This window comes from Spongiimicrobium salis (assembly GCF_043678055.1).
GTDB classification, from domain to species: domain Bacteria; phylum Bacteroidota; class Bacteroidia; order Flavobacteriales; family Flavobacteriaceae; genus Spongiimicrobium; species Spongiimicrobium salis.
Map to the genome: position 1 here is coordinate 400,505 of NZ_JBHEQA010000002.1, position 18,871 is coordinate 419,375.

General features: G+C 37.8%; 19 protein-coding genes. 6 read left to right on the forward strand and 13 right to left on the reverse strand.

Annotated elements, in window-relative coordinates:
• Nucleotides 1-67: 67 nt before the first annotated feature.
• Nucleotides 68-1,291: a multidrug effflux MFS transporter gene (locus tag ACEXOE_RS11120; RefSeq protein ID WP_394748858.1), complete on the reverse strand. Its 1,224-nt coding sequence runs from the start codon at nt 1,289-1,291 to the stop codon at nt 68-70.
• A gap of 189 nt (nt 1,292-1,480) precedes the next feature.
• Here ACEXOE_RS11120 and ACEXOE_RS11125 point away from each other — a divergent pair, with 189 nt between their 5' ends.
• The 6 genes from ACEXOE_RS11125 to ACEXOE_RS11150 all read left to right on the forward strand — a co-directional run bounded on the left by ACEXOE_RS11125 (nt 1,481) and on the right by ACEXOE_RS11150 (nt 7,935).
• The gene (locus ACEXOE_RS11125; protein WP_394748859.1) at nt 1,481-2,212 is read left to right on the forward strand and encodes a TerC family protein; all 732 of its coding nucleotides are present in this window, start codon (nt 1,481-1,483) and stop codon (nt 2,210-2,212) included.
• A gap of 5 nt (nt 2,213-2,217) precedes the next feature.
• Nucleotides 2,218-3,525, forward strand: coding sequence for a hypothetical protein (locus ACEXOE_RS11130; protein WP_394748860.1), 1,308 nt, complete (start codon nt 2,218-2,220; stop codon nt 3,523-3,525).
• Between the two features lie 178 nt (nt 3,526-3,703).
• Nucleotides 3,704-4,042, forward strand: coding sequence for a hypothetical protein (locus ACEXOE_RS11135; protein ID WP_394748861.1), 339 nt, complete (start codon nt 3,704-3,706; stop codon nt 4,040-4,042).
• 572 nt (nt 4,043-4,614) lie between these two features.
• A complete protein-coding gene (locus tag ACEXOE_RS11140) occupies nt 4,615-6,081 on the forward strand; it encodes an ankyrin repeat domain-containing protein (RefSeq protein ID WP_394748862.1) in 1,467 nt (488 codons plus the stop codon).
• Between the two features lie 31 nt (nt 6,082-6,112).
• On the forward strand, nt 6,113-7,162 hold the full coding sequence (locus ACEXOE_RS11145; protein WP_394748863.1) for a sensor histidine kinase: 1,050 nt from the start codon (nt 6,113-6,115) through the stop codon (nt 7,160-7,162).
• On the forward strand, nt 7,159-7,935 hold the full coding sequence (locus ACEXOE_RS11150) for a LytR/AlgR family response regulator transcription factor (protein WP_394748864.1): 777 nt from the start codon (nt 7,159-7,161) through the stop codon (nt 7,933-7,935). Before ACEXOE_RS11145 ends, ACEXOE_RS11150 begins: the two co-directional genes overlap by 4 nt.
• A 238-nt stretch (nt 7,936-8,173) precedes the next feature.
• Here the strand turns inward: ACEXOE_RS11150 and ACEXOE_RS11155 are convergent, their stop codons facing one another.
• From ACEXOE_RS11155 to ACEXOE_RS11210, 12 genes are all read right to left on the reverse strand, one after another.
• Nucleotides 8,174-8,980 (reverse strand): DNA alkylation repair protein, encoded by an 807-nt coding sequence (locus tag ACEXOE_RS11155; RefSeq protein ID WP_394748865.1) that lies wholly within the window; start codon nt 8,978-8,980, stop codon nt 8,174-8,176.
• A gap of 6 nt (nt 8,981-8,986) precedes the next feature.
• Complete coding sequence (locus ACEXOE_RS11160) at nt 8,987-9,457, reverse strand: hypothetical protein (RefSeq protein WP_394748866.1); 471 nt, start codon at nt 9,455-9,457, stop codon at nt 8,987-8,989.
• A gap of 78 nt (nt 9,458-9,535) precedes the next feature.
• A complete protein-coding gene (locus tag ACEXOE_RS11165; RefSeq protein WP_394748867.1) occupies nt 9,536-9,997 on the reverse strand; it encodes a YHS domain-containing (seleno)protein in 462 nt (153 codons plus the stop codon).
• A 60-nt stretch (nt 9,998-10,057) separates the two neighbouring features.
• Entirely contained in the window at nt 10,058-10,447 is a 390-nt protein-coding gene (locus ACEXOE_RS11170) for a nuclear transport factor 2 family protein (protein ID WP_394748868.1), read from the reverse strand.
• Nucleotides 10,448-10,492: 45 nt separating this feature from the next.
• Nucleotides 10,493-10,894, reverse strand: a complete 402-nt coding sequence (locus ACEXOE_RS11175; protein WP_394748869.1) for a nuclear transport factor 2 family protein — start codon at nt 10,892-10,894, stop codon at nt 10,493-10,495.
• A 119-nt stretch (nt 10,895-11,013) separates the two neighbouring features.
• Entirely contained in the window at nt 11,014-11,868 is an 855-nt protein-coding gene (locus ACEXOE_RS11180; RefSeq protein WP_394748870.1) for a helix-turn-helix domain-containing protein, read from the reverse strand.
• A gap of 68 nt (nt 11,869-11,936) precedes the next feature.
• On the reverse strand, nt 11,937-12,689 hold the full coding sequence (locus tag ACEXOE_RS11185; RefSeq protein WP_394748871.1) for an SDR family oxidoreductase: 753 nt from the start codon (nt 12,687-12,689) through the stop codon (nt 11,937-11,939).
• A gap of 151 nt (nt 12,690-12,840) precedes the next feature.
• Nucleotides 12,841-13,614: a hypothetical protein gene (locus ACEXOE_RS11190; protein WP_394748872.1), complete on the reverse strand. Its 774-nt coding sequence runs from the start codon at nt 13,612-13,614 to the stop codon at nt 12,841-12,843.
• Nucleotides 13,615-13,813: 199 nt separating this feature from the next.
• Nucleotides 13,814-14,392, reverse strand: coding sequence for a TetR/AcrR family transcriptional regulator (locus ACEXOE_RS11195; RefSeq protein ID WP_394748873.1), 579 nt, complete (start codon nt 14,390-14,392; stop codon nt 13,814-13,816).
• 282 nt (nt 14,393-14,674) lie between these two features.
• Complete coding sequence (locus ACEXOE_RS11200; protein WP_394748874.1) at nt 14,675-15,238, reverse strand: DinB family protein; 564 nt, start codon at nt 15,236-15,238, stop codon at nt 14,675-14,677.
• A gap of 128 nt (nt 15,239-15,366) precedes the next feature.
• Nucleotides 15,367-17,448: a serine hydrolase gene (locus tag ACEXOE_RS11205; protein WP_394748875.1), complete on the reverse strand. Its 2,082-nt coding sequence runs from the start codon at nt 17,446-17,448 to the stop codon at nt 15,367-15,369.
• Nucleotides 17,449-17,622: 174 nt separating this feature from the next.
• Nucleotides 17,623-18,837 (reverse strand): alpha/beta hydrolase-fold protein, encoded by a 1,215-nt coding sequence (locus tag ACEXOE_RS11210; protein ID WP_394748876.1) that lies wholly within the window; start codon nt 18,835-18,837, stop codon nt 17,623-17,625.
• Nucleotides 18,838-18,871 lie beyond the last annotated feature (34 nt).

The following is an 18,871-nucleotide window of genomic DNA, read 5'->3' on the forward strand; positions in this document are numbered from 1 at the left end:
ACTCCTAACTCCTAACTCCTAACTCCTAACTCCTAACTCCTAACTCCTAACTCCTAACTCCTAACTCCTAACTCCTAACGCCTAGGGCTTGTTTCTTATATTTTTTACTTCGTTTTAAATACAGTAGAATAAGGAGGGAAATACTGGCACAGACCAAAAAGCCCAAAAACAAGGGTAGGGGACTGTCCACCACATAACCCCCGATAAAGCCACTGATGGGAACCGCCATGATGGTAGAAATAAAGCCAGTGATAGCGGAACCAATGCCTGCAATATGTCCCAAGGGTTCCATGGCCAAAGCCCGGAGGTTTCCAAATAGGAATCCGATAGCGAAAAATTGCAATCCAAAAAAGAGCAACAAAATGCCAATACTGGGGTGTACGGTATGGGAATACAATAGGATATAGAGTAGGGAAACCCCGAAAAATGCTAGGAGGGAGGCGGTCACTAATTTCTCCATCCCATATTTTAAGACCCAACTCCCGTTGAGAAAAGTGGCTGCACCGATAGAGATGGCCAGAAGCGCAAAAATATAGGGAAACTCCTCTTTCAATTGGTATTGTTCTTCAAAAATCTGCTGGGAAGTACTGAGGTACACCATAAAAGAACCGACAATAAAACCAGAGATGAGTGTATAACCAATGGTTGATCGGTGCCGTATCAATTCCAGAAAACCATTTTTAAAAATATGTAATCGGAAAGGCCGCCGTAGCTCGACTTCCAGAGTTTCTTCCTGTCGCTTCCAAAACCAGAGTATCACGATAACAGTAAAGAGGAGCTGTACATAGAAAATAGCTTCCCAGGAATAATGGTCCAATACAAATTTCCCCATGGCCGGGGCAACGATCGGCACCAGAATAAAGACCACCGTAATGAAAGACATGATTCGCGCCATATAGTCTCCGCTGTATTTATCCCGGATCATGGCAATACTAATGGTTCTAGGAGCGGAGAGTCCTATTCCCTGTAAAATTCGCCCCGTGATCATTACCGTTAAATTATCCGCAAAAATGCAAATAAAACTAGCAATGATAAATAGGGCAAAACCCAGATAAACAATAGGTTTTCTTCCTAAACTATCCGAAATGGGGCCAAACAAGAGCGGGCCCACGCCCAAGCCAAGAAAAAACATGGTAATCAGCAATTGACTGTCCGTATTGGAGGTCGTGCCAATGGTAATGCCAATGACATCCAATGCCGGTAATAAGGCATCCAGGGACAAGGCCACAATAGACATCAATGAGGCCATTAAGGCTATGAATTCCAGCTGCTTCCATCTTGTTTTTAACATCCTGCAAAAGTACTGCAATTTCCCTTAAAAAGAACCCTTGGAATGTCATGGAAATGTAAAGAAGTGCAAGAAGTTCTATTTTTTGGGGCAGCCATAGCTGATTTACTTATATTTGAATTTTAATTCACCAAACCCTATTACACAATTATGGAAGGCCTTTTTACCCTCGAAAATTTTATTACCCTTGCAATGCTCACGCTCTTACAAGCCGTACTGGGACTGGATAACCTCTTGTACATTTCTTTAGAATCCAAACGAGCTCCGGAGGAAAAACAAGCGCGCGTAAGGGCCATTGGAATTGGCCTTGCCATTGTATTGCGGATCATACTTCTGTTTGTCTTGATTCGGGTGATTGCCTATTTCCAGGAACCCATTTTTGGTTTTGATATGACAGATGTGTTGGAGGGACATTTCAATATCCATAGTCTAATCGTTTTGGCTGGAGGTGCATTTATCATGTATACGGCCGTAAAAGAGATTTGGCATATGCTAAAAATAGAGGACGAACATAAAGTAACGGATAGCAAACCCAAATCCATAAATATGATCATTACGTCCATTGTGATCATGAACCTTGTATTCTCTTTTGACTCCATTTTGAGTGCCATGGCCTTGACCGATGTCTTTTGGGTGATGGCGACCGCCATTATCATTGGAGGCTTACTCATGATCTGGCTGGCCGGAAGGGTGTCCAATTTCCTGAAAAAGAACAGAATGTACGAGGTGCTAGGGCTATTTATTTTATTTATTGTGGGGATTATGTTGTTGTCCGAAGGAGGGCATTTGGCCCACTTAAAACTCTTTGGCAATGAAGTAACACCTATGAGCAAGACCACTTTTTACTTTGTTATTGTCGTCTTGGTGGTCATAGATATTATTCAATCCAAATACCAAAAGAAATTAGCTGGAGGAGGTAAGTAGCATTCATGGCATTGGATAAATCACAAAAAGCAGCCGAATTTAGAGCAACCAGTTGGCAGTTGGAACTGTTGATTACTGGGGGAATTATCTATACGCTCTATACCAGTACGGATTTCTTCAAAGCTTTTTATGTCTCCCATTATCCCATTCTGGACTTTAACCATTATAAAATATTAGGCTTTTTTGGGGTCTATATCCTGAGTAGAGCCTTACTTTTTGGATTTGGGGCCAATTTGATCCTACGTACGGTTTGGTTTGCGTATAAGGCCATCGACTATTGGTATCCACAGGGCATTGCCTTTAAAAATCTGGATGTTCCGACCTATAAAAAAACGCAATTAAAACAGGCGAACAATGCCGAAGCACGCCTGAATACCTTGGAGAAATGGGCCAGTTTAAGCTTTAGTTTTGCCATACTATTTACCTTTATCGTGGTCAGCACTTTGGTGGTCTGCTTGCTGATCTGTAGTATATTATTGGAGGTTTTTGGTCTTGAGGATTTGGTGTATTATCCCGCATTTAACTACGGTTTGGCCATTGTGATATTGCTTACCCAGTTGGGAGTCTTCCAAGGCCTGAATGTAAAGACAAAATTTGCACGATTAAATGCCTTGGGTAGTTTTTTAAGCAAGGTCTATTACTATGTCAGCGGCTTGTTTTTGTACCAAAGGGAATTATTGGTATTGCGGACCAATGGCCGAAAATGGGTCCTTGTGGCCTTTGGAAGCCTGTATTTGGTATTGGCTTCATTGATTTCCATCAATCAAATCGGGGAATTCTACGATGCAGGAACCTTTGAATTCAATTGGTGGGATAGCCGTAAGACCTATGAACAACCCACGGTCTATTCCATGAATTCCAGACGCTATGGAGAAAACCTGAAGGAAGGGGATGGGTTTTTCTTGGGCGGCATACAGAGCGAAGTGGTCAAAGACAAGCATATTAAACTCTTTGTGGTGCATTGGAATTGGTTCGATGGTTATATGCAACATGCCATGGATAGTCTGCAGATGAAGGCCAAGGCACCCAAGTTTGAATCCGATTCCGTAGGGAGGGCCTTTTATAACGAACAACACCGCAAATATCAAAAAGCCGTTAACAGCCTGATCAAAGTGAAGATCGATTCCACCGAAATTCCAGAATTGCGCTGGGAACGCTATAAACATCCCAAAACCCAAGAGGAAGGTTATTTGAGTTATATTTTGGCCGATAGCCTGAATACTGGCCGACATACCATGCAGGTGTTCCGGCAAATCCATTGGAAGGAAACCAGAAGGCAAAGTTGGTTTTCGCTACCATTTTGGGTGGAATAGCTTTTTTAGAAAGATATGGGGCAAATATGGCGTTATATCGAATATCTTATGCTTTGATGGAGGGTATGACCGGATAGGGGCGTTTTGTTCATATATTGTTGAAAGAAAACTTTTTATGCGGTACTATCGTATATAAGGAAGACGTATTTTTGAGAGAACACATCCATCCCTACAGAAAATGAAAAAACAAATACTCGTAGTGGTATGCCTGACTTTGGGTATGCTATTTAGCACCAATTTGAGTGCACAGAAACGCCCGGCACAGTTACAGCAAAAATTGGAAGATAAGAAAGCCGAAGAAGCTGGACCTGTATTTTTGAAGTTCGAACCTAACTACAGCAAAAAGCAAGCGGCGATGTTGGCCGAGTTCAACAGAAAAAAAGCACAGATCGATTCCATGGACATTTCGAAAGCAAAACGCCGAAGATTGCTGAAGGCCTTGTATAAGAATCGAAAAATGGGGATTACCTCCGGAACAAAACTCACCGAAACGACTTTCGAAGAGAAAGAGGAATAAAAATCTTATTTTTTTAATGAACAACGAAAACTCCTAACAGTAGGGGTTTTGAAATATTCTATTTTACATAATATAAATTATAGTACAAATGTATTTGAGCGAATTGACGGATGCTTGCATTTTATAGAATTCGCAGATATAATAACACGTGAAAATTAGAAGTATAGAGCAATACCCATTATTAGGTATTCGGACTATGAAATTTCTGGGGGAAGCAAATTGTAGGAAACAAAGAATCTTTGAGGAATATAAATATATTAAAAATTAACAAGTAACCTATTACTGAAAATCGTTAGGATAATAAAAAATGTAGTAAAATACCATTTCACACACATTGCCCTCAATGATTCACTTTGAGTATAATAATAGACATTATATAAAATTGCTTTATGGTCGTTTTCCTTTCGTTTATCCCTACAAAATACCGCTAGCACCAAAAACCAAAATAGTAGGTCAACCATTTAACCAGGTCATTTAAGACGAAGTTTTGTCCATTTCACGGAAATTCCGCTTCCAACCAAGGATGTATTCTAATAGTTTTAATTCCTGAACCTATTAATAGTATCTACAAAATGAAAACATTAATTTTATCTCTGGCGGCCATGATCGGTCTTCAGTCCTATTCACAATCCAAGACCATTTTTGAAATTGCTTGCAATGGTAGCGTCCCTGTTTTGGATTCTCTTTTACAAAGCGCGGATATTAATAAAAAAAGTGGAAACCAGTCCAATCTCCTTCACTTTGCAACCTACTGTTCCAACGAGGATGTTTTTGACTACCTGCTAGAAAAAGAAATTGATTTCGATCATACCAATAAATTTAAGGATACACCATTGATGTATGCCGTACTGAGACGCAATCTAAAAATGACCAAAGCACTTATTGATAAAGGCGCTACAGTAAATACTGTGAATAACGATAATCTTACGCCTTTATACAATGCGGTGCAGTCTGATCATATGGAGTTGGTAACTCTTCTCTTAAATGCCAAAGCTGATGTTAACTTAGGCACTTCCCTACTTCACAAAGCCGTACTTAACAACAATTTAGAGCTGGTTAAAGAACTGATTGATAACACTACTAATATTGAAACTAAAAACGATTATGGCAACACACCATTGGCACTTGCCATACGAGAAGGTAATCCAGAAATAGCAGAATTTCTTATCACCAAGGGTGCAACCCTTAAAAATGTACCTCAATACAAATTAAAAGGTGCTTACCTAGGTCAAAAGGTACCGGATAGTGTTCCATTGGTCTTTGCCAAAGGTTTTATTTCCACGGAGAATTTTGTACATAGCCCAACATTTTCCTCGGATGGAAACGAACTGTATTATACGGTTGAATCCCGACGCTATCACGGGGGGACCATATTTGAAACCAAGAAGGTCAATGGGGTTTGGACCTTACCTAAACCTGCAGCTATTAATGGCGATTTCAGAGAAATTGACCCTTACCTATCTAAAGACAATACTACCATGTACTACTGTACCAACAGGCCTATTAAAGAAGGGGATACTATACGGAATAATAGTGATTTATGGATGTTGAAACGCACTGAGAATTCTTGGGGGAAACCTATATATTTAGGTCAAGCAGTGAATAACCAAGACCACAATGACTGGTTCCCTACACTTTCCGATAGTGGTCTTCTCTATTTTTCTACGGGACCTAGTCGCTCAAGCAATATTGTCTATTCTGTTTTTAAAGATGGTCTTTTTTCAAAACCTATAGATTTAGGACCTTTAGTAAACTCGGAGCGTAGAGATTATGACCCAGTAGTAGCACCCGACGAAAGTTATATTATTTTTTCATCCAATAGGGAAAATGGTTTTGGTTCCGTTGATCTCTATATAAGTTTTAAGGATAACAATGGCAAGTGGCAAGCGGCCATAAATATGGGCAGCTTAATTAATACAAAAACCATTGAATTTGCACCACGTCTATCCCCGGATGGGAAGTTTTTATTCTTTAACAGAGGTGGAAGCATTTTTTGGGTTTCTACAAAGTGTATTGATAAATTAAAGGATAAGCGCTAAATTTTTTAAATTACCCCTAAATACCAATAGTGTGAGGCATAAGACAGTGTATATATGGCATATTATAGTTGCGGCAATTGTAATTACCATCTTGGCCAATATTGGTTTGTTCAACAACTTTCATAAACTGCAAAGCACCAAGGACCCGACTCCAGAGAATATAGAACAATATTACTTTGCGGTTAGAATAGGTTTCGTCGGTGTTGCGAGTGAACTTTTGATGTTGGTGATTTTTTCATTTTTTAACTATTCCTGGAAGGAGTACTTTTTTAATAAAAATAATATCAAACTGATCATACTAGCTAACTTTGTCTTATTGGCATTATTTATCGCGATGGATATGTTTATCTTCAAATATGTGGTGAAAACCCATCCTGATCTAGTTCTCAATGGGACTTATTTAAAAAATTACCTCATCAATCACTCCTTGGTGCTCTGCATCGCCATAGTGTCCCCTTATATGCTATTGCGAATGGAAAAAGCAAGGGAAATGGAAATGAATTTAATACAGCTGAAAGAAGAAAAATCCATTGCCGAGTTGTCGGCCCTAAAGGAACAGATAAGTCCACATTTTTTCTTTAACACCTTGAGTACCCTAAGTGCTATTGTTAGAAAAGATACCAAAAAAGCAAGCCTAGAGTTCATTGATGACATATCTAGTACCTATAGGTATTCATTGTCATCAACGAAAACGGATATAGTACTATTAAAAGAAGAATTGGATTTTATTACCTCCTATACCGATCTATTGCAAAAACGATTTGGCGACAAGTTGAAAATCATGGTAAATGTATCCGAAGAAACGTATGACCGCAAAATACCCCCAATGTCCATTCAATTATTAATAGAGAATGCAATGCAACACAATGTCATTACTTCTGAGCACCCTTTGCTTATTAAAGTACATAGTGAACATAATCATATTTATGTGGAGAACAGCTTAAACGAAAAAGAGGATATTGAAAGCTTCGGCATTGGTTTAATGAATTTAAACAATCGCTATAAATTGATCGCCAATAAAGAAATACGTATTGAAAAAACACAAGATGTATTTTTGGTGGAACTTCCCCTATTGATATGAAGGTTGTAATCATAGAAGATGAGACTAGTGTAGCACAAAATTTGAGCGATTTATTATTCGAAATAAATCCTGAAATCGAAGTATTGGTTGTACTTGAAACCATAAAGGGGAGTATCCGATGGTTTCATGAAAACCCTTCACCGGATATAGCATTTTTTGATATTAAAATTGCGGATGGCAGTTCTTTTGAAATACTGGAAAAAACCAAACTAAATTTTCCTATAATTTTTACCACCGCTTTTGATGAATATGCCCTTAAGGCCTTTAAATATAACAGTATTGACTATTTGCTAAAACCGATTAAAAAAGGGGACTTAGAAAAAGCGATTTTAAAATATCGGAATCTTTACACAAAGGATAAGGTAATTATAGACCATAACTTGAAGTTGATCGAGGTCATCAAGGAGATTAAGAAATCGGAAAAAAAAGCGATTTATAAGAACTCATTTTTGGTGAACTACAGAAACCAACTTATTCCGTTAGCGGTAGGCGATATCGCTTATGTTTATTTGGAAAATCAAATGGTGTATTGCAAAACCATAGAAAACAAAACCTATAAATTATTTAAGACCTTGGAAAAATTGGAAAACCAGCTGGACCCACAATTGTTTTTTAGAGCCAATAGGCAATGCATTGTTTCCAAACAATCGGTCAAATCTGCAAATACCATGGATAAAAGGAAATTAAGACTTGTGCTATCACCAAATCATAATGCTGAAGTGATCATAAGCAAGCTGAAAGTTCCAATTTTTAAAAAGTGGATTAAAAATTGACTTAAAATAGTATTTGTTGCATTTCATACACATTGTACCCTATCCCTCTGCCCTAGTTGCGACTGCGAAACAAAAAAATCAAGGCTGCATAAAACTTTGGAAACACGGACGAACGTTAAGAAAATGCCCCAGAGGACATTTTTAGTGAGTAGCGAACCTGTGGCGTTGGAGCTCACTCGCCATATTTTAGAAAACGTGGTAACTGGTAATATTGTTTTGAACTATCCTGAGTCCATTTTTACACGTTTTTTTCAATAGTTCGTAATCCTCTTTTAATAATGTATAAGGTTTCTTTTGTTGTAGATTCTTTTTCCCATCGACTACAAATTGCTTTCACCCATTCGGGTCGCGATTTACTGGCATCATTTAACCAATTTGCAACAGAATCTCGTACATATTTCGAAGCATCAGATTTTAAAGGTTCGAGACATGGCAATGCTTTTTCAGGGTTTTCTTGAAATATTGCAATCTTTTTGGTCCATACGCCTACTGGTCGTAAGGTCTCAGCAACATAGCGTCTTACATTTTCATCATTGTCAAGAGTCCAACCAGATAATATTCGTAAAGCGGTATCTAAATCGTCAATAAGCCGTTCCTTGGAAGCAAAAATGACTACTTCACGATTCATAAAATGTCGATCCGCAGCATGGGGTTTCACGGTTTCTAATAAACCATCAATCGAATCATGAAATAAGCTTTCTGCCCAACAACCCCAACAGCGAACCATATCGCTATGATTGTTGGACAGATGCTTCTTAACAAAAATGGCATTTGACAATTGCGCAAATGTTTGGCCAATGACCTTTGAAGTGCTATTAGATGTTGGTTTTTTCTGTGCATTAACAGCTTCTTCGAAGGAAGTATACCAATCCATCTTATTTGTTTGTTTTAAAACAACTTTTAAAAGTACCAATTGATCTATTGCCAACCATTCCATCAAATTCTTGGTTTCTATTTTCCCATCGTTTAGATATGCTATAACTTCGGGATTTAAATCCTTTGTGCTCCTCGCCCCTTTTCTATTGAGTATATGTTCAGGTATCATAAACAATCACCAGGATTTTATTGGTTTCAAAATGTTAAAATAAAGTCCTACTCCAAGAAAAGCAGTAGCGTCATCTCCGTAAGTACTTCCAATTTCGACATAGCCTTGAATATAATCGTCTACAATTGGTGTTGTAAATCCTAAAGAAAAATTTCCCGTATTTCCCGTAAGTGCTTTATCTACTGAAATATAAGTGCCTAATTCATCAAAAATGTTATAAGTGACAAAAGCACCTGCATTATTTGCACTAAAGTTGTAATAAGGTGCAAAAGACCAATCACCTTTTGCTACACCTACTGTAAGGAATAAAGAAGTATCTGTTGTAAATGGTGGGTCACCTTCAAAAGTTGTAACTGCAAAAGGCGCATAGATTATACCTGCAAATAGTTGTTTGGACTCTTGTTTGTCTTGCTTTTGAGCTGTTACATTAATTGTAGACAAAAATGATAATAAACCTAAAATAATTGATTTATACATTAGAATTGATTGTTTTGAATACATATTTGTAAAAAAGGACGCCTATAAAAGATTGTAAGACGTCCCATTTTTTGTTATTTACTTCTTTTTAACACTAGCCCATTTACTATGAGCCGCAGTCTTTAAGGTAGTAGTTTCTACATTCCAGAGTTGCATCGCATTGAAATCACCTCCTTCAGATGGACCATTGAAAAACAGATATAATTTGCCATCAACAATATCGAAGGTCTCGGGATTACTAGGAAATTTTGAATCCTTTGCTCCTACACCCCATGCACAGTGTCCTCCAAATTGTGGTAAATATTGTTCGGGATTCTTTCTGAAGGCATTACGATTTTCTACAGATGAAAACTGATAGGTAGCATTATTGTACTTTTCTGTAATTTTTGGACTACCTTTCTGTGCTGTATTTGAAAAATAGGCGACTACATCATAACCGCCAATAGCTAATCCATTGTCATCAACAGGTTGAACTTGTGCATTGATACTTAGTGCAATACTAAACATTGCTATTGCTGATAAAAACTTTAAATTTTTCATGTTTTAATTTTAATTGTTACTATTATTTAATTATTACTAGATATTAATTCGTATTGTGTATTAATTGCGCGAGTGTGAATCAAAGGTTTTTCCACTAATCTTCCATTCTCCATCTTTTTTGTACAAGACAAGGAAATCTGTAAAACGGTATCCCAGCCAATTCGTTGATTCTATTTTGGCTGCTGCTGCAGGTCCAGAAATATCAATCCAAGCAATATGGTTTTGAACATCCTTAGATTCTCCTAACGTGTCCATGACTTCACCAAATGTATCTGCATCTAGGTTCTTAAATTCGCCATCCATTGACCCTACAATATGTGTATGATCATAAAATACTGAACGGATTAGTTTACCATCTCCAGAACGAGCACTATCTATATAGGGTTGAAGTGCCTTGGCTATGGCTTTATACTCATTAAATTCTTGAGTTTCTTTTTCTGTTATTATCATTTTTTTAGATTTTATTATTACTTTTTTTATTGAATTGAGGAATGATTAGTTACGTGAATGTGAATCGTAAACTTTTGCACTGATTTTCCATTCACCATCCTTCTTGTACATAGCGAAGAAATCTGTAAAACGGAATCCGACCCAATTGGTAATTTCAAGTTTAACGGCAGCGGCCGGCCCTGAAATATCGATCCAGGCTATATGATATTGCATGTCATTTGCCGCGCCAAAGGAGTCCATTCCTTTTCCAAAGTCCTCCATGTTTGCATTCATGAACTCTCCATCCATAGATCCCACTACATGTGCATGATCATAAAATGCGGTTACCATTAATTGACCGTCTCCTTTTCGTCCTCCCTCAAAATAAGGTTTGAGGGCATTGACTATCTTCTTGTATTCGTCAAATTTTTTCACTTCTTCTTTTGTATTCATTTCTATTGTATTCATATCTTTTTTTTGGTTGCTTGTTAGAACAGATACCATAGTGCAACCAGTTTTAACTATGATAATGCATATTTAATATTAGAACGTTCGTATATCAATATCCAAAAAAATAACGTCTACCATCAATACTGTTTGAACTTGGAAGGTGTGACCCCGGTATGTTTTTTAAATAACCGGGCAAAATACGTAGGATATTCAAACCCCAGATCATAACCGATTTCCGAAATGGTCTTATGACTTGATAACAGCTGTTTTTTGGCTTCTGCTATAATCTTATAATGTATCATTTCTGTGGCCGTCCTTCCTAGGTGGTGTTTGATCAAATCCCCAAAATAGTTCGTTGAAAGATTTAATTTATCTGCAAAATAATTTACAGAGGGCAATTGCTGTGGATTACCTGCATAATAGCTGTTTAATTGTCTTTTAAACTCTAGTACTACCTTGTTATATAATGGTTCTCTTGTATCGAATTGCCTAGTATAACATTTACTTATATAGGTGCATATAAGATTGCAATATGCCATAATTAAATCCAAGGCATAATTATCTTTTCTGTATTCAACTAGAACTTGCTTATAGAGTGTCTCTATCTGTGATTGCTCCTCTTCTGATAAGAAAAGAGCTTCGTTAATTTCATATTGAAAAAAACTAAAATCAATATTATGTTCTTGTAACAAAATAGGTGATATCAAAATATGGTATCCTTTCCAAGCTTCCTCTACCTCCCATTTATGTATTTGATCTGGTTTTATGAAATAGCAAAAACCAGATTTGGTGTCAAACTCGGTATTTCCGTACCACTCTAAATCAGTCATACCTCGCTTAAATGCAATCATGTAAAAATCAGATTTCAATCCCTTACAAGAGAGTCGGAGCTTTGGAAATTCATCATAATGAACAACATCGATGAGTTTCTTTTTCGGTGAGCCGTAACCAATAAATTGGTTGTATTCTTTTATGGTATTGAAATGAAACATATTATTAATAAATAAGTCTATAATTCCGATTCTTTTCTAGCTTATAAAACTATAAGCTTAGAATGATATTAAAAGTCTTGAACCGTAGGTCTCAATACAATTTCATTTATATCGACATCTGCTGGTTGCTCAATAGCATAAGCAATTGCTCTCGCCACAGAATCTGAAGGGATTGCTTGCTGATAAAATTCTTGTACCGTTTTTGAACTTTCTTTATGCGAGCTTCCATTCTTTAATTCAGAATCAACGGCACCTGGCTCTATAGTCGTTGTTCTTACACTACCATCTAATTCATGACGCAACCCATCAGAAATGGCTCTAACCGCATATTTTGTACCGCTATATACGGTACCCCCTGGGCTAAATACTTTTATTCCTGCAACAGAAGATAGGTTAATAAAATGTCCTGACTTTTGTTTTTGAAAAACAGGTAATGCAGCTGCAACACCATATAAAACACCTTTTATATTGATATCAATCATACGATCCCACTCATCGGTTTTTAATTCGTTCATAGGAGCAATAGACATTAATCCAGCGTTATTGATAATAACATCCATTTTCCCAAACTCTTTCAACGCCTTCTCAACAAGAGCTTGTACCTCGTTTTTGTTTGTAACATCGGTTTTTAGATAGGTTGCTTTTCCTACACCTTTAGTATTGATGTCATTTGTAATATTTTGTAGGCGTTCTTCACGACGTGCGCCTAAAACCACATTTGCTCCTTTTGAGGCCAAATGACGTGCCGTAGTTTCTCCTAGTCCGCTACTAGCGCCAGTAATAACTACTGTTTTTCCAGATATATTATCTACTAAATTCATATTTATTTTTTTATTTAAATTTTTATACTGCAAAGATATGATGAGAGTTATGTAGGATACTGATACAAAAAAAGGGAAAGATGAAACAAATTACAGATTGATGTAATACTTATGATTTAGTAATGCATCATAATCACTGAATTATTGAAAATTAACTTTGGATGTTCTCTAAATTGTACCCATTATTAAATTTTACATTCTTGGAAAACTCTTCAGTCCAAGATTCTTTCAGTACATTTCCATCCCAATCAGCAGGGGCATATTTGCGATACGTGGGTAAATAGATACCCTCTATTTTCTCATACCTAACTTTTGTTATAAATGGTTCGGTAATACCATATCCAGTAGCATTATAAAGAAATTGATCTACTCTATAAGTTTCTGGATTGATATATAAAATATATCGATCTTTACTTGATTCACCTATATTATCTCCAAAGCTCATCTCAACCACCTTATAAGTGATGCCATCCAAATTTCTGGAAGGTAACATTTTATGATTCACACCGGGGTCTGATAACTTAAACATCATAGTAAACCAATAATAGTTTGTTTTTCTAAAGATATGACCAAGAAATACAGCTTGTTCATCTGTTATAATTTTTCCATCCATTTTAGAAATGGAATTTTTGCCATCAAAAAACTGTGTATATTTTTTACCCGGCATTTGTGGTAAGACAAAAACCTGTCTTTTTGTATATTCTGCAAAGGAAACTTCCCCATCAAAAATATACCGCTCTTTAGAAACGTCGGCTAAATTGTTGTCCTTAACTTTAAAAATGTAATCATAGGATACATCTTTTAAATTGTATAGAGCTTTCTTGCCACCATTGGCTTCTACAACTTTATTTATAAGGGTTTTAGCTTCTTGCGCTTGGCTTGTGGAAATAGATGTAATTAGTAGTAAAAAGATTATTTTTTTCATGATAATATAGTTTTATAGATTAATTGTTTTTGTGTGTTTTTAGGCCTTGAATTGTTGTTTTTATACAAAGGCCTTCCCTATTGTATTTATTGAACTTCATCTGCTTTTGTTAATTCTGTAATTTGCTCTCATTTCTATGTATTAATAATAGTATTTGTATTTGATATTAGAACGTTCGTATATTAAATATCAAAAAAAACTATGATTTTATGATTTTCATCATAAATTGTATGAATAATTGATAAGCTTCATCTTTCCCAGAAGCTATCATATGTGTCATTGCTCCTTGCCTATTTGTAAGAAATAATATTGCCATTTCAGATGCTTTAAAATCTTTTGAAAAAGCACCATTCTCTTGTCCTTCTATGAAAAACTGTTCAAAAATGTTTTGCCATTTTTTGTAATTACGGTCTGCTACCTTCTGAATGACTTCATTTTGTCCAGCAATTTCACTTGAAAGACTTCCTACCATACAACCTTCCTTACATTCAGCAACATTCAATCGCTCTAATTCTTCATTGAAAATGGTTTCCAATCTCATGGTATGCGGCATATCACTTTTCAATAATTTTGCCGTATAATAGGCGGCAGCTTTTTCTCCATAATATTCTAATACTTTAGCGGCAAAATCTTCTTTACTCTTAAAATAATAGTAAAAAGAACCACTTGGAATCTCTGCATTTTTCAAAAACTCCCTAAGGCCAAGATTATGGTATCCTTTCTGGCTCAAAGTCTTTATCCCAGTCTCTAAAGCTCTATGTATATTGTCTTTTTTCATTTTAATATTCGAACAGTCGTATATAAATTTAATTACCTACAAAAAAAATAAAAAATATTTAATTTTTTATTTGCTACATTCATAAAAGAAAAGAAAAGAAAAGAAAAGAAAAGAAAAGAAATAAAGCCATTCCATACATATTCCCACTTCACCCCTATCGTTGCTTCGTGCAAAACGTATTCCATTACTTTTAAAAAGAAGCTTTTGTGTAGAAAAAAAATCTAATAAAATTGAATTAAAGAAAGCAAAGTTTTATATCATCCATTTTTTAAACTTTCCAGTTTACTTCGGCAACCGATTCTTTATGGTCGCGATCTGTCCCATATGATTGGCCGAATGTTCCATCACATGATACCAGATATAGTGGTAGTTTAATCCTTCTTCCATATTGGCAGAGAACCAGGCATCATCCTTGGTTTTGAGTCCCTTTAGGGTTTTTTCACGGACTTCATCCCATAAATCCAGATAATAGGTGATTGGTTTCCCCCTAAGGATGCTCTTTACTTTTTCATTAATTTCCCCGGCAACACCCAATCTTGCCAGCTCCTCTTTGGTCCATTGCCGACCTTCCAATGTGGCTATCTGGTAATAGGATTCCGTGGACACCAAATGCATGATCAAAGCGCCTACGCTATTGGCATTATCATCATATAAGAAATCGACTTGTGATTGATCCAGATCTTTTACTTGTTCGGTAATTCGATCTTTTAAGTCTTCCAACATATAGACCATGACACCAATTTTTGGCGAATAGCCCTCAACGGACTTCAGCTCCCCTTGCGCCTGCAATAGGACTAAGGGTAGGAATAATAAGAAAGAGGTGATGTTTGTTTTTAGGGATTTCATAGTGTTGTGTTTAAACCAATTGTTCCGTTTAAAGATACTATATCATCCCCTCTTGCCCTTCATATGACCGTTAATACTATGTGAAAACTGAGAATAATAAGGATATTCCAGATTCTACAAGTTCTTAACTATTCCACAAAAGCAGGCAAAATACGTGCTGCCGTCATTTGTAAGGTGGTGGGCTCATCCCATTCACTTGCGGTAGATACAATCATCAAATCCAGCGCTTTGATCAGAATGATAAACTGACCTCCCCCACCCTGGGCAGATGCGCTGTAATAGCTTTGATCGCCATACTTCAAATCGGCATTCCACATAAAATAACCATAACCTTGGTTGGAGACATCCTTGCCACCGCCGAAGACATCATCATCCCCGGTATCGATGATCATGCTAGTCGCCTTGTCGATAAAGGCTTCCGGAACGAGTTGCTCGCCTTTCCATTGGCCTTTGTTCGCGATTAGCGTTCCCCACTTGATCATATCGCGGGATTTCATTGTTGAACCCGACGCTCCGTCTGGCAGACCACTGGTAGACATGATCCAGTCGTAATAGGTGATACCCTTTTCATGGAGCGCTTCCCAGCTGATGCCCATCTTAAGGAGCAATTCGTTTTCGATAAAATCCTTGGCCGATCCTGGAACCACGGCTTCTAGGACCTGCATTACCAGATTTGGTCCATCTCTTCCGTAGCGAAAGCTTTGGGACTGCTTGCTAATCGGTGCACTCTGCGTTAAAATGGCTTGAAGGTGTTTCCTTCCTTGTATTTCTTCTGGATTCTGTTTAAAATCCTCCCGCTGTTCATCAGAAATCCGAATGCCCGTGGTCATGGTCAGCGCATGACGTAAGGTGATCCGTTCCACACCTTCCGTAAATTGATCCGCTTCCAGGCCATCGAAAAAGTGAATAAGGGGTTTGTGCAGATCTGCCATGCTCAGATACCCCAGTTGGATCGCACGGCCGAGGGCCATGGCCGCATAGGTTTTGGTGGTTGAGGCTTGGGGATGGGGTAGGTCAATACGACCCTTGGAATAATAGGATTCAAACAGCAATTTACCCTTATGGGCAATCAACAGACTGTTTATTTTATCGTGCTGCCCATCAGCAATCTCCTGGGCCAATTTGATGATCAAGTCCTTGTTACCAGCATCAACACCAAGCTTGCCCACGGGAATTCCATCTTTTCGGTCTGCTGGTGAGCTATCGATAAATGCAGGTTCAAGAGCGGGGATATCTCGGTAGAGTCCCGCCGCTTCAGCAGGCGTGGCCTCTGCAGCGGAAGCGTCATTTTCTTCTGGGCTAGTACCACTTTTGGATCGGAGGTCTTCAATAACCTGGGTACTTACCCAATAAGGCTTTGTAAATACATAAAAACTACCGTCTTCATTAACCGTATAACCTCCCCTGGAGAAAGTCAAATATTTTCCATCGGGGGTCACATTAGGACCACTATCGGATTGTTCTGTATTGATTTCAGCTCCCAAGTTTATTGCTGCACCCCATGAACCATTTTCCTGTTTAAAACTGATATATAGATCACTATCCCCATATCCTTCTTCTCTTACCGCATCCCATAAGATATAGGATTCATCTGGAGCAATGTAGGGGTGCCCTAGAGGTTTTCCGTTATTGATCTGCTTGCCCAGTTTTTGACTGGATTCATATTTTCCGTCGATAAGTCGCGAATAGCGGATGGATCCGTCTATCTCTGGTTCGTTAAAGTGACTAAAGAAAATAGTTTTTTGATCCGAAATGGATATCCCCATGATAAACTTGTCTTCAAAAGGGGTTCCCAAGCTTTTAAAGTCGGACCAACCGGATGCGGTTCGTTTCTTATACTGATTTCCTTTATAGATGATATTTCCATCCTTAGAGAAGACGGAATGTTTGATATCAGTAACCGATTCCTCTTGCCATGTATTCTGTTCATAGCGAATAACGAGAGGGGTGAAATCTTCATATTTCCCGCCTTTTTTAACGGTATACATGGCTTTCATGTCTGGAGAAAATGTAATACCACCTATAAAATGCTCTTCGGTAGTCACTATCCCTGGGGCAATGATTTCTGGGGTACGACCAGGAGGCTTTTGCTTTAGAAAGAGTTGCTTTATATGTGGAAGATCGGTATCCTTTACTGGCGGGGTTTTGGTATTGCAGGCATATAATGCGAGTACCAATACCAGCGTTAACCTAAAATGGAATTGTTTCATGGTCTATCCTTCGATTTTTATAGGGTGCTCGTCATTTAGATGTCAAAACACTAGTAAAAGGTGTCTTTTTTCTCTGAGGGATTCAATCTAAATTTTACCAACGGCGCTATAGGCTCATGAACTGCTCAAAACAACCCAAGAACATTTTAAAAAAGATAGTTGATGTCCCTTAAATCAATGCTTGTTTTTCAATACCTTCAACATTTGAACGGCATTTTTATTGTCAGGGTTCAATTGCAGTGAAGCTTGATAGTTTTTTATCGCTTTCTGGGAATCTCCCATGATCTTATACATTTCCCCAAGACTATCAAAGGCATTCCAGGAATTCGGGTAATGCTCCGTATTCCATAAAAATGCTTGCAATGCCTTATTATGTTGCTTTTGGGAAATAAGGCGATACCCCAAGGCATTGATCATATGTTCCGGGGGCGTAAATTTTCCGTTGTACATGGCCTTGTACTGCGTAATGATCTCCTCCAAAGATGCAGTATGCAGTGCGGGTTGCTGTAAGTCCTTAAAAATGAATTGTAAACCTTGGTAAAGGCTTAACAAGGCAACGGTCCAATGATTTTCCTCTTTAAAATAGTCGAATTGTATATGGGCAGGATCCACACCTTTATTCTTTAATTTGGCATTGAACAATTCATGACTGTTGATGTTTGCCTTGAATACATGGGGAATGCGTTCAAAGTTTTTATAGTTATCGGCCGTGGAAAGGTAAAATTTCTTCCCTGCCAATTGTGCCAATGGAACCTGATCGATTTGTTTTACAATAAGCTGATTATCCCACCAAAAACTGGGATCCATGGAAACATAGGCATCAAAGGAGGATTGTGGAGAAAGGTAGGAGGATCCCACCAATAGTCCCCCATGCGAAATGCCCACTAGGGTTCTATAGGCATTGGTACGATAATTTTTATCGATTTCAGGAAGTAATTCCTCCTCAATGAATCGCAAAAAAGCGGCACTGCCTCCACTGGTGCTATGGTTTCGGACGGCACTGGAGCCATTAAGGTTCACCAAATACTTGGAAGGCGTATAATCCCGGACCCTATCCACATTGGTAATGGCTACAATGATCATTTCAGGCACTTGCCTACCCCTTGCCATTTGATTGATGATGCCGGAATGGGAATGGAATCGCACTTCCCCGTCCAAAAGTACTAAGACGGGATATGAATTTTTAGTGTCATGATAAGAATCGGGCAGGCCAACAATATAGGTACGCTCTTCTTTTAACACCTTAGAGGTCATGGTATAGGCAGAGCCAATGACTATTTTTCCCGCTTCTTTTTGCGCAAGAAGTCCAACGGGCATGCATAGGAGAGCAAGGAGTACAGTACTATATATGATTTTAGAGCTTTGCTGGACGATTTTAAAAGGGTGCATATTTTTTTGGTGTTTATAGGACAAAGTAAGGAGG

Excerpts from the sequence above, each read along its gene's own strand:
- ACEXOE_RS11190 (WP_394748872.1), bottom strand. The coding sequence starts at position 13,614 with ATGAAAAAAATAATCTTTTTACTACTAATTACATCTATTTCCACAAGC.
- ACEXOE_RS11175 (WP_394748869.1), bottom strand. The coding sequence starts at position 10,894 with ATGAATACAATAGAAATGAATACAAAAGAAGAAGTGAAAAAATTTGAC.
- ACEXOE_RS11195 (WP_394748873.1), bottom strand. The coding sequence starts at position 14,392 with ATGAAAAAAGACAATATACATAGAGCTTTAGAGACTGGGATAAAGACT.
- ACEXOE_RS11205 (WP_394748875.1), bottom strand. The coding sequence starts at position 17,448 with ATGAAACAATTCCATTTTAGGTTAACGCTGGTATTGGTACTCGCATTA.
- ACEXOE_RS11185 (WP_394748871.1), bottom strand. The coding sequence starts at position 12,689 with ATGAATTTAGTAGATAATATATCTGGAAAAACAGTAGTTATTACTGGC.
- ACEXOE_RS11180 (WP_394748870.1), bottom strand. The coding sequence starts at position 11,868 with ATGTTTCATTTCAATACCATAAAAGAATACAACCAATTTATTGGTTAC.
- ACEXOE_RS11170 (WP_394748868.1), bottom strand. The coding sequence starts at position 10,447 with ATGATAATAACAGAAAAAGAAACTCAAGAATTTAATGAGTATAAAGCC.
- ACEXOE_RS11135 (WP_394748861.1), top strand. The coding sequence starts at position 3,704 with ATGAAAAAACAAATACTCGTAGTGGTATGCCTGACTTTGGGTATGCTA.
- ACEXOE_RS11200 (WP_394748874.1), bottom strand. The coding sequence starts at position 15,238 with ATGAAATCCCTAAAAACAAACATCACCTCTTTCTTATTATTCCTACCC.
- ACEXOE_RS11120 (WP_394748858.1), bottom strand. The coding sequence starts at position 1,291 with ATGTTAAAAACAAGATGGAAGCAGCTGGAATTCATAGCCTTAATGGCC.
- ACEXOE_RS11130 (WP_394748860.1), top strand. The coding sequence starts at position 2,218 with ATGGCATTGGATAAATCACAAAAAGCAGCCGAATTTAGAGCAACCAGT.
- ACEXOE_RS11150 (WP_394748864.1), top strand. The coding sequence starts at position 7,159 with ATGAAGGTTGTAATCATAGAAGATGAGACTAGTGTAGCACAAAATTTG.
- ACEXOE_RS11125 (WP_394748859.1), top strand. The coding sequence starts at position 1,481 with ATGCTCACGCTCTTACAAGCCGTACTGGGACTGGATAACCTCTTGTAC.
- ACEXOE_RS11155 (WP_394748865.1), bottom strand. The coding sequence starts at position 8,980 with ATGATACCTGAACATATACTCAATAGAAAAGGGGCGAGGAGCACAAAG.
- ACEXOE_RS11210 (WP_394748876.1), bottom strand. The coding sequence starts at position 18,837 with ATGCACCCTTTTAAAATCGTCCAGCAAAGCTCTAAAATCATATATAGT.
- ACEXOE_RS11160 (WP_394748866.1), bottom strand. The coding sequence starts at position 9,457 with ATGTATAAATCAATTATTTTAGGTTTATTATCATTTTTGTCTACAATT.
- ACEXOE_RS11140 (WP_394748862.1), top strand. The coding sequence starts at position 4,615 with ATGAAAACATTAATTTTATCTCTGGCGGCCATGATCGGTCTTCAGTCC.
- ACEXOE_RS11165 (WP_394748867.1), bottom strand. The coding sequence starts at position 9,997 with ATGAAAAATTTAAAGTTTTTATCAGCAATAGCAATGTTTAGTATTGCA.